The sequence below is a fragment of the Streptomyces sp. NPDC016640 genome (assembly GCF_043076215.1).
GTDB lineage: Bacteria > Actinomycetota > Actinomycetes > Streptomycetales > Streptomycetaceae > Streptomyces.
This window is the reverse complement of the sequence record NZ_JBIBRG010000016.1, coordinates 200072-210614: the sequence shown is the minus strand read 5'-3', so window position 1 is coordinate 210614 and position 10543 is coordinate 200072. Positions and strand designations below refer to the sequence as shown.

Sequence of the window (10543 nt, the reverse complement as noted above, 5' to 3'; positions counted from 1 at the left end):
CCGTGCGCGGCCTCGCCGACGCCGACCACCACGGCGTCACCGACCGCCTCCCCGAAGGGGCGCAGGTCCTCGAGCGGACCGGAGGCCTCGGTGGTGCGCAGGGGGCGGGCCGCCTCCTCGAGGGCAGGCAGGACGTCCTCGGCGCTCGTGACGGTCCCGCCCGGCCCCCCGGGCCCTCCGCCGGCCGGTGACGCCGAAGCCGTCGCGGGGGCGACGGCGAGCCAGAGGAGCAGCGCGGCGGCGAGCCGCCTTGTCATGGAGGGTGTCATGACGCCGGCGTCCCCGCCGGAGCGCCCGGCCGCGCTCCATGCGTCACCCGGCCGGAGCAACACCGCAGGCCAGGAGATGTGCCGACGGGAAGGCGACGACGCCGGGGACGCCCGCGTCCGGGCGTCCCCGGCGGCATGCCGTGCCCGCCGCCCGGCTCGGCCCACCGCTCGCGGAGGCCGGCGCCACGTCGGCGAGGACCGACGCCCATGCGGGCGTGCCGGGCCGAGCCACTGCCGGGGCGGTGTCCTCCCTCCGCGCGCCGGGGCGACCGCACCACTTTGTCCCGCGCGAGGAAAAAGCCGCGAGATCTTGTGTGCGGTGGGTTACGGAGCTCCACGAAGCTCGCTAACTTCCTTGAAATGAACCGGTCATAAAGCTGCCCGGCCGGTTCTGACGGCGCGACGGCGCGCGCCCGCGACCCCGGCAGTCCGATGAGGCCTGCCGTCTTCCCACCCCACATTTGGGAGACCTCTGTGCGCACGAGACCGCTCAGACGCAGACGTGCCCGTCTCTTACTGACCGCCGTGGCATGCGCCGTCGGCTGCCTGGTGCCGGTGTCCCCGGCCACCGCCGCGCCCGCTGCTCCGGGCAGCGAGGCCGAAGGCGTCGCCGCGCCCGAGTTCCAGCAGGTCACGCTCGCCAAGGGCGTCGCCGAGACGGGCGAGCCCATGACGCTGGCGGTGCTGCCGGACCGCTCGGTCCTGCACACCTCGCGCGACGGCACCCTCCGGCTGACCGACGCCGCGGGAACCACCACCGTCGCCGGCAAGCTGGACGTCTACAGCCACGACGAAGAGGGCCTGCAGGGCGTCGCCGTGGACCCGGCGTTCACGTCCAACCGGCACGTCTACCTCTACTACGCGCCCAAGCTCGGCACACCGGGCGGTGACGCCCCCGGGAACGGTACGGCCGCCGACTTCGCCCCGTTCGACGGCGTCAACCGGCTGTCCCGGTTCGTCCTGCGGACGAACGGCACCCTGGACCCCGCCAGTGAGAGGAAGATCCTCGACGTACCCGCCTCGCGGGGCATCTGCTGCCACGTCGGCGGCGACATCGACTTCGACGCGGCGGGCAACCTGTACCTGTCCACCGGCGACGACAGCAACCCCTTCGCCTCGGACGGCTTCACCCCGATCGACGAACGGGCGTCCCGCAACCCGGCCTTCGACGCCCAGCGTTCGTCCGGCAACACCAACGACCTGCGCGGCAAGGTCCTGCGGATCAAGGTCAACGCCGACGGCTCGTACACGATCCCCGGCGGCAACCTCTTTCCGCCGGGCACCGCCAGGACGCGGCCCGAAATCTACGCGATGGGCTTCCGCAACCCGTTCCGGATGAGCGTCGACAAGGCCACCGGCGTCGTCCACCTCGGCGACTACGGCCCGGACTCGGGTACCGCCGACCCCCGGCGGGGCCCGGAGGGACAGGTCGAGTTCAACCGCATCACCAAGGCGGGCAACTTCGGCTGGCCGTACTGCACCGGGAACAACGACGCCTACACCGACCACGACTTCGCCACCGGAGCCACGGGCGCCGAGTTCGACTGCGCGGCACCCAGGAACACCTCGCCGAACAACACCGGCCTCACCGACCTCCCGCCCGCCCAGCCGGCCTGGATCCCGTACAACGGCGGCTCGGTTCCCGAGTTCGGCGGCGGCTCGGAGTCGCCCATGGGCGGTCCCGTCTACCGCTACGACGCCTCCTCCACCTCCGAGGTGAAGTTCCCGCAGGAGTACGACGGCGACTTCTTCGCCGGAGAGTTCGGCCGCCGCTGGATCAAGCGCGTCGAGTCCGCCGGCGACGGCACCGTGCAGTCCATCAACGCCTTCCCCTGGAGCGGCACCCAGGTGATGGACATGGCCTTCGGACCGGACGGCGCCCTGTACGTCCTCGACTACGGCACCGGATACTTCAACGGCGACGAGAACTCCGCCCTGTACCGCATGGAGCACGTCACGGGCGGACGAGCCCCGGTGGCTCAGGCCAAGGCGAGCGTCACCTCCGGAAAGGCGCCGCTGGCCGTCTCGTTCTCCTCGGCGGGCAGCTCCGACGCCGACGGCGACGCCCTCGCCCACGCGTGGACCTTCGGCGACGGCGCCACCTCGAACGCCGCCCATCCCTCCCACACCTACTCCGCCGACGGCCAGTACACGGCCACGCTCAAGGTCACGGACACGACCGGCAGGTCCGCCACCGCGTCGGTGCGGATCACGGTCGGGAACACCGCACCCACGGTGCGGCTCGAACTGCCCGTGGACGGGAGCATCTACGACTTCGGCGCCGCGATCCCGTTCAGGGTGACGGTGACCGACCCCGAGGACGGCACCGTGGACTGCTCCAAGGTGAAGGTCACCTTCGTCATCGGGCACGACAGCCACGGCCACCCGCAGACCTCGGCCACCGGCTGCAGCGGCACCCTGCGGACCCTGGCCGACGGAGAACACGACCCCAACGCCAACATCTTCGGTGTCGTCGACGCCGAGTACACGGACAACGGCGCGAACGGCCAGCCCGCGCTCACCACGCACGACCAGCACATCACACAGCCCAGCCACCGCCAGGCCGAGCACTACGGCGACTCCGCCGGCGTCCAGGTCGTCGCCCACGGCCCCGCGCACGGCGGCAGGACGGTCGGCCACATCGACAACGGCGACTGGATCTCCTTCGAGCCCTACGCCCTGGCCGACGCCGCCACGTTCACCGCGCGGGTCTCCTCCGCGGGCACGGGCGGCACGATCGAGGTGCGCGCGGGCTCCCCGACGGGCACCCTGCTCGGCACGGCGACCGTGCCGGTGACCGGCGGCTGGGAAACCTTCCAGGACGTCACCGCCACGCTGGGCAACCGGCCCGCCGGTTCCACCTCCCTCCACCTCGTCTTCAAGGGCGGCAGCGGCTCGCTGTTCGACGTGGACGAGTTCTCCTTCACCACCGCCGGCGGCGGTACCGGCTCGGGTGAGGTGAAGGGGGTCAACGGCAAGTGCCTGGACGTGGACGGCGGGCAGACGGCCGACGGGACGGGGGTGCGGATCTGGACGTGCAACGGGAGTGCGGCGCAGCGGTGGACGGTGTCCGGTGACGGCTCGTTGCGGGCGCTCGGCAAGTGCCTGGACGTGTCGGGCGGCGCGAGCGCGGACGGTACGCGGATCCAGTTGTGGACGTGCAACGGTTCGGGTGCGCAGGTGTGGGCGGCGCAGTCCGACGGCACGGTGCGCAATCCGCAGTCCGGGAAGTGCCTGGACGCGTCGGGCGGCACCTGGAACGACGGCACCCCCGTCCACCTGTGGACCTGCCACACCGCCGCCAACCAGAAATGGACCCTGCCGTAGAAAGGAGGCGACCCGACATGCGCACCCATCTGAAAGCGGCCCTCGGCCTGTTCGCCGCTGCCGTACTCTGCCTCGTCCCCCAGGCCGCGGCCCTGCCCGCAGCCGAGGGCCAGGCCCTCGCCGCGCACGGTGAGACGCGATCGGCGGCCGACCCGGCGTACCGGATCCTGGTCTTCTCCAAGACCGCCGGCTTCCGCCACTCCTCGATCGACGACGGCATCGCCGCGCTCCGCGACCTGGGCACGGCGAACAACTTCACCGTCGACGCCACCGAGGACGGACAGGCCTTCACCACCGGAAACCTCGCCCAGTACAAGGCGGTCGTCTTCCTGTCGACGACGGGCGACGTGCTGAACGGCGCCCAGCAGACCGCCTTCGAGGGATACATCCAGGGCGGCGGCGGTTACGTCGGCATCCACGCCGCGGCCGACACGGAGTACGACTGGCCCTTCTACGAGGGGCTGGCCGGTGCCCTGTTCCACTCGCACCCGGCGATCCAGTCCGCCACCGTCGAGGTGGAGGACCGGGCACACGACGCCACCGCCCACCTGGGCGACACCTGGCAGCGTACCGACGAGTGGTACAACTACCGCACCAACCCGCGCACCACCGCCCACGTCCTGGCCTCGCTGGACGAGTCCAGCTACACGGGCGGCACCATGTCCGGCGACCATCCGATCGCCTGGTGCAGCGACTACCGGGGCGGGCGCGCCTTCTACACCGGCGGTGGCCACACCGACGAGTCGTACGCCGAGCCGGCCTTCCGCCGGCACCTCCTCGGCGGCATCCGCTGGGCCGCCGGCACGACCCACGCCGACTGCCGTCCCGAGACCGGCTACACCGCCCTCTTCGACGGCTCGTCCACCACCGGCTGGAGGCAGGCGGGACCCGGCGGTTTCACCCTCGCCGACGGCACCCTCACCTCCCGGGGCGGTCTGGGCATGCTCTGGTACTCCGCCGAGGAGTTCACCGGGGACTACTCCCTCAAGCTCGACTGGAAGGCGGCGGGGGACGACAACTCCGGGGTCCTCATCGGCTTCCCCGCCTCCGACGACCCGTGGTCGGCGGTGGACAACGGCTACGAGATCCAGATCGACGCCACCGACGCGGCCGACCGCACCACGGGCGCCGTCTACGGCTTCCGGTCCGCCGACATCGCCGCACGGGACGCCGCGCTGAATCCGCCGGGGGAGTGGAACACCTACGAACTCCGCGTGACCGGCGAGCGGCTGGAGATCTTCCTGAACGGCCGCAAGATCAACGACTACACCAACACCGACCCGGCACGAAGCCTGCGCCAGGGCCACGTCGGCATCCAGAACCACGGCGACGGCGACGAGGTCGCCTTCCGCGACATCCGGGTCAAGCGGGGCGGCGGCCAGGAGCCGGGCCCCCGCTCGGGTGAGGTGAAGGGGGTCAACGGCAAGTGCCTGGACGTGGACGGCGGGCAGACGGCCGACGGGACGGAGGTGCAGGTCTGGACGTGCAACGGGAGTGCGGCGCAGCGGTGGACGGTGTCCGGTGACGGCTCGTTGCGGGCGCTCGGCAAGTGCCTGGACGTGTCGGGCGGCGCGAGCGCGGACGGTACGCGGATCCAGTTGTGGACGTGCAACGGTTCGGGTGCGCAGGTGTGGGCGGCGCAGTCCGACGGCACGGTGCGCAATCCGCAGTCCGGGAAGTGCCTGGACGCGTCGGGCGGCACCTGGAACGACGGCACCCCCGTCCACCTGTGGACCTGCCACACCGCCGCCAACCAGAAATGGACCCTGCCCTGACGGACACCGGCCGGTGAACCGACCGGCCACCACGTGATGTGCCCCGCTCACACCGGTGAGCGGGGCACATCCGTATCCGATCCGGGAGGCGGGAGCCGAGGTGCGGACCGGGCGTCAGAACGGCAGCTTGCCGCGGGTCCGCCGGCCCGCGGAACCGCTGCGGCCGACCGCGCGGGAGCTGGAGCGGAAGGGCTTGCTGAACAGGCGCCCGAGCGGGCCCGGGGCCTTGGACCCGGCCCGGGAGCCGACACCGAGGACACGTTGCGTCCCGTTCTGCGGGTGCCGGGAGAGACGTGGGACGAGAAAGGCGAGGACGGCGATGACCACACAGACGGCGATGATGCCAACGACCATCATGAGGACCTCCAAAGTCAGGATGCGGACGCCGGACTGGCTGGCCCGTGTGGTACCGCGTGCCCCGTTCCCCGCCGAACACGCACCCGAGCCGGTCCCTTCGCCCGGCCCCGCCGCCCGGGCGAACCGCCCGGGCAGCGGTCGCGGCCGGTGACGGTTCGGCGACCGGCGGGTCCGGGGCGGCCGAAGCGGCAGAAGACGGCGGTCGAGTCGTCGCCGGCCTTGTACCGGGGCCAGCGCTCGCCGTCCGGATCGGTCGACTCCGCCTGCCGGACACGGGAGACGGGCTCGTCGGGGCCCGCCGCCTCGAGGATGTCCAGCGGACCGGCCCAGTCGGTGAGTCCGTAGTCCTCGGCGAGGCAGGGGCCCCGTCGCTCAGGACGGCCGCGCGGGTGACCTCCGCACGCGGTACGGAGCCCGTCACGGCGTTGTACGCCGCGGCGGGGTCCGCCGCGGCCACCCAGTAGCCGTCCGGGGCGTTGCGGTGCGGGCGCTGCGCCGCGACCAGCCGGCTGACGGCCCGCCGGTGCTCGGCGGTCCCGATCACCGGGGAGGTCGGCCGCCTCACCGGAGGGCTTCCGGTGCGCCTGGTGGGTGACGCGGTGGCGATGGCCACGGGGGAGCGGTGGCGGGGCGCCGCGCGCGAGGCCGACAACGCCTTGTGCATGGTCGTGTCCACCGGGAGGGGCGGTGGACTGGTCATCGACGGCCGGGTCCACCCGGGACCGACGGGGAACGCCGGCCACATCGGCCGCATCGGCCGCATCGGCGTCGAGATGAACGAGGACCTCTGCGTCTGCGGTGCCCGGGGATGCGTCGAGCAGGCCGCCGGCGGACCGGCCATCACGCGCACCGCACTGTCCCTGGGATGGAGGCCCCGCGGGGCGAGGAGGCGACCGCCCGGGCTGTGGCCGCATCGGCCGGGCAGGGCGGCACGGCGGCGATCGCCGCCTTCGACGGGGCGGCCCGTGCGCTCGCCGCGGGCATAGCGGCCACCGCCCATCTGCTGGAGGCCGATCTCGCCGTCGTCGGCGGAGGGGCGGCCGAGGCCGGGACGGTACTGTTCGCCCCTTCGCGTGCCCACGTGCGGGAGTACGCCACGCCGCCCTTCGCGACCGCCTGCCGGATCAGGACGGCGGCCCTGCGCCGCGACGCCGGCCTGGTCGGCGCCGCCGCCGCGGCACTCGCCATCGGCCGGCAGTGATCCGGTACGGCGCGGTCGACGCTCGCGGGGGTGACGGCCGGTGCGCGGGTGTCGTGGCCGCACGGCGCAGGCGCGTCCCCATGGGTGCCGCGGGGCGCGGTCACACCTGGTGACCGCGCCCCGCGGTGCCGGCAGGACGCTACCGGGTCAGCAGTCCAGGTAGGCGTCGTGGATCCAGACGCCGGTGCGCCCGCCCACCAGGTCGCCCATGATCCACCTCTCCTCCTGGGCGCGGTAGACGAGCTGCTGTCCCCTGTTCACCTGGCCCAGGACCGGGTACTGCGTGCCGGGGCCGCCGCGGAAGTTGACCCCGTCGTCGTTGACCGTGCAGATGTGGGCCTGCTGCCCCGCGGCGTGGGACGGGGCGGCATCCTGCGCGGCCTGCGCGAGGGGGCCGGCGATCAGCGTGAGCCCGCTGATCAGGAGGGCCGCGGCCAGAATTCGCTTCTTCATGGATTCCTCTTTCCACTCGTTTCCCGGTCCCGGTGCGGGACCTGATGCACCGTTTGTAGCCGCTAATCTGTTGTTCAGGGCCGGCCCGCCGAAGCCGAACAAACGGATGCCGAACAATCCGTGTGACCGGGAGGAAGTGTGTACGCGTGCCACGGGGAGAGCGCCCACTGGACCCGGAGGGCGGTCCATTGTTCGAATTTGCGGCGCGATTGCGGAAACTGCGGGAACAGGCCGGCCGTCCCACTTACCGGGACCTCGCTCGGCACGCGCACTATTCGATCGCGACGCTGTCCTCGGCCGCGGCGGGACGCCAGCTGCCCAGCCTGGCCGTCACCCTCGCCTATGTCCGCGCCTGCGGCGGTGACGAGCGGGAATGGGAGCTGATCTGGCGCCGGACGGCAGACGCCTGCGCGGGTGCCCCCGCGGCGGCCGCCACGGAGAACCGCCACAGCGATGACGCCCGGCCCCCCTATGCCGGTCTGGCCGCTTTCCGGGAGGCCGACGCCGGTGTTTTCTTCGGCCGTGAAAGGCTCACCGGCGCACTCGTCGAACATTTGAAGGAAAGAAGGCTTCTCGTTCTGTTCGGTGCGTCAGGGTCCGGCAAGTCGTCCGTGCTGCGCGCGGGCGTGCTTCCCGCCTTCGTCGGTGTTCCCACGCTGGTTTTCACGCCCGGGCCGCATCCGCTGGAGGAATGCGCCAACCGGCTGGCGGCCCGCGCCGGCGTCGCCCCCGGCCCGGTGCGCGCCGAGCTCGCGGCCGAGTCGGGCGCTCTCCACCGGATGGTGCGGCAGATCCTCGCCGGGCGGCAGGAGGGCGACTCCGCCACGGAGGAACTCCTCCTTGTCGTAGACCAGTTCGAGGAGGTGTTCACCCTCTGCCGCGACGCGGGGGAGCGCGAGCGGTTCGTCGCCTCGCTCGTGCACGCGGCACAGGCCCCCGACAGCCGCACGCGGGTCGCCGTCGCCGTGCGGTCCGACTTCTACACGCACTGCACGCGGTCGCCCGGCCTCGTCGACGCCCTGCCCCACGCCCACCATCCCGTCGGCCCGATGACCGTCGAGGAACTGAGGGCGGCGATCGTCCGGCCTGCCGCCCGCGCCCGGCTGACCGTCGAGAGCGCCCTGCTGACGACCCTCACGGCCGACGCCCACGGCCGGTCAGGGGCGCTGCCCCTGCTGTCGCACGCCCTGCTGGAAACCTGGAGCCGACGGCGGGGCAACGCCCTCACGCTGGCCGGGTACCGGGCGGCCGGTGGTTTCGAGGGCGCCCTCACGCAAACCGCCGAGGCCTTCTACCGTGCCCTGAGCGACAGCCAGCGGCGGGCCACGCGACGGCTGTTCCTGAGGCTCGTCGCCCTGGGCGAGGGCACCGAGGACACCAAGCGCCGCGTGCCGCGCCAAGAACTCGACGACGGCCCCGACACCGCGCTCGTCCTCGAGCAGGCCACCCGAGCGCGGCTGCTGACCGTCGACGGCGACCACGTGGAGATCGCCCACGAGGCGCTGATCCGCTGCTGGACCCGGCTCGGCGACTGGCTGGACGAGGACCGCGACCAGGAACGTCTGCTCCGCGCGCTCACCGAGGCCACCGCCCTCTGGGAGTCCCTGGACCACGACCGTGACATCCTGTACCGCGGCGTGCGCCTCGCCGCCGTGAAGGACCTCCCGCGGCAGGCGCTGACCGCCCGGGAACGCGCCTTCCTCGACGCCAGCGAGTCGGCGGCGGAGGAGGCGCAACGGCGCGACCGCCGCCGCCTGCGTCGTCTGCGCAGGCTGGTCGGGGCCCTGGTCGTCCTGCTCGTGTGTGCCGTGGCCGCCGCCGGCTTCGCCGTACAGGCCCAGAACACCGTCACCCGGCAGCGCAACGAGGCCGTGGTCCTGCGGGCCGCCGACGAGTCCGTGCGCCTCAGCCCGCACGATCCGGCGCTGGCCGCCCAGATCGCGCTGGCCGCCTACCAGCAGGCTCCGCAGAAGCGCACTCGGGACGCCCTGCTCAGCACCCTGTCCGTCGCCTCGGCCGGCGCCGGACAGGCCGGACCCAGGCCGACCGGACACACACCGGCCGTGACCGCCGACGGCCGCACCCTGGCCATGGCCGACGGCTCGCAGATCCTCCTGTGGGACATCACCGATCCACGGCAGCCCCGCCGGCTCCGCACCATGGACGGCGACGGCGTCGGCATGAACTTCATCGAGTTCACCCCCCGCGGCGACACGCTGGTCGGCGCGGGCGCCGACCGCACGCTCCGGCTGTGGGACGTGACCGACCCCCGGCACCCGGCGCTGCTGTCGCAGCGGCCCACGGGGCACTCCGAGGCCGTCTACTCCGTCGCCGTGCGCCGGGACGGCCGCATGGCCGCCACCGCGGGCTACGACGACACCGTCCGCCTCTGGGACATCACCGATCCGGCGCGTCCCCGTTCACTCGCCAAGCTGACCGGGCACATCGCCAACGTCAAGCCCGTGGCCTTCAGCCCCGACGGAACGACCCTGGCCTCGGGCTCCGACGACGGCACCGTCCGCATCTGGGACGTGACCCGCCCGCAGCGCGCCGCCACCATCGCCGTCCTTGAGGGGCACCGGCACTTCGTCGACGCCCTCGCCTACAGCCCGGACGGACGCACCCTGCTGAGCGGGAGCGACGACCGTACGGCGAAGCTGTGGGACATCAGCCGTCTCCCCCGGCACCGTCAGCTGGGCGAGCTGGCCAGACACGCCGACATCGTCGCCGGTGTGGCCTTCGCCCCCGACGGCCGTACGGCGGTGACCGTCGGCGTGGACGGCGCGGTGAACACCTGGGACGTGACCGACCGCGCGCACCCCGCGCCGCTGGCCTTCCTCACCAACCCCGGCGGGTCGGTCAAGGAGGTCCGGTATCTCACGGCGGACGGCACGATCCTCACCGTGACCGCCCACCGCAGTGTCCAGGTCTGGTACACCGACCTCGACCGGGTGCTCGCCGCCGCCTGCGACCGCTTCCACGGCACCATCAGCCGTGCCCGGTGGGCCCGGCACTTCCCCCGCCTCGACTACGCCCCGCCCTGCCCGCGTCGCGCGGCGGCCGACCCGGCCTGAATCCGGCGGACCGGCGCGGAAGCGGACGGGCCCGCGGACCGGTGTACGACGAGTACCGCTCCGCCGGCGACGAGGACGTGCCCACGC

The 10543-nt window shown here is 73.0% G+C and carries 5 protein-coding genes and 2 pseudogenes; 4 read left to right on the top strand and 3 right to left on the bottom strand.

Annotation, left to right across the window (positions count from 1 at the left end):
- A pseudogene (locus ACF07S_RS28585) lies at positions 1 to 257 on the bottom strand (erythromycin esterase family protein); the annotation flags it as partial.
- A gap of 444 nt (positions 258 to 701) precedes the next feature.
- On the opposite strand from ACF07S_RS28585, the gene ACF07S_RS28580 reads away from it, so the two are divergent.
- Both ACF07S_RS28580 and ACF07S_RS28575 read left to right on the top strand, forming a co-directional pair.
- Positions 702 to 3596 (top strand): lectin, encoded by a 2895-nt coding sequence (locus tag ACF07S_RS28580; protein WP_391975502.1) that lies wholly within the window; start codon positions 702 to 704, stop codon positions 3594 to 3596.
- A 17-nt stretch (positions 3597 to 3613) separates the two neighbouring features.
- On the top strand, positions 3614 to 5371 hold the full coding sequence (locus ACF07S_RS28575; RefSeq protein ID WP_391975501.1) for a lectin: 1758 nt from the start codon (positions 3614 to 3616) through the stop codon (positions 5369 to 5371).
- Positions 5372 to 5485: 114 nt separating this feature from the next.
- On the opposite strand, the gene ACF07S_RS28570 is transcribed toward ACF07S_RS28575, so the two are convergent.
- Entirely contained in the window at positions 5486 to 5728 is a 243-nt protein-coding gene (locus ACF07S_RS28570) for a DUF6411 family protein (protein WP_391966441.1), read from the bottom strand.
- A gap of 536 nt (positions 5729 to 6264) precedes the next feature.
- Between ACF07S_RS28570 and ACF07S_RS28565 the strand changes: the two are divergent.
- Positions 6265 to 6929 (top strand): annotated as a pseudogene (locus ACF07S_RS28565) (ROK family protein); the annotation flags it as partial.
- A 147-nt stretch (positions 6930 to 7076) separates the two neighbouring features.
- On the opposite strand, the gene ACF07S_RS28560 reads toward ACF07S_RS28565, so the two are convergent.
- Positions 7077 to 7382, bottom strand: a complete 306-nt coding sequence (locus ACF07S_RS28560; protein WP_391966439.1) for an SH3 domain-containing protein — start codon at positions 7380 to 7382, stop codon at positions 7077 to 7079.
- 188 nt (positions 7383 to 7570) lie between these two features.
- Between ACF07S_RS28560 and ACF07S_RS28555 the strand changes: the two genes are divergently transcribed.
- Positions 7571 to 10456: a hypothetical protein gene (locus ACF07S_RS28555; protein WP_391975500.1), complete on the top strand. Its 2886-nt coding sequence runs from the start codon at positions 7571 to 7573 to the stop codon at positions 10454 to 10456.
- Positions 10457 to 10543: the final 87 nt, after the last annotated feature.

Excerpts from the sequence above, each read along its gene's own strand:
- ACF07S_RS28580 (WP_391975502.1), top strand. The coding sequence starts at position 702 with ATGAGGCCTGCCGTCTTCCCACCCCACATTTGGGAGACCTCTGTGCGC.
- ACF07S_RS28575 (WP_391975501.1), top strand. The coding sequence starts at position 3,614 with ATGCGCACCCATCTGAAAGCGGCCCTCGGCCTGTTCGCCGCTGCCGTA.
- ACF07S_RS28560 (WP_391966439.1), bottom strand. The coding sequence starts at position 7,382 with ATGAAGAAGCGAATTCTGGCCGCGGCCCTCCTGATCAGCGGGCTCACG.
- ACF07S_RS28570 (WP_391966441.1), bottom strand. The coding sequence starts at position 5,728 with ATGATGGTCGTTGGCATCATCGCCGTCTGTGTGGTCATCGCCGTCCTC.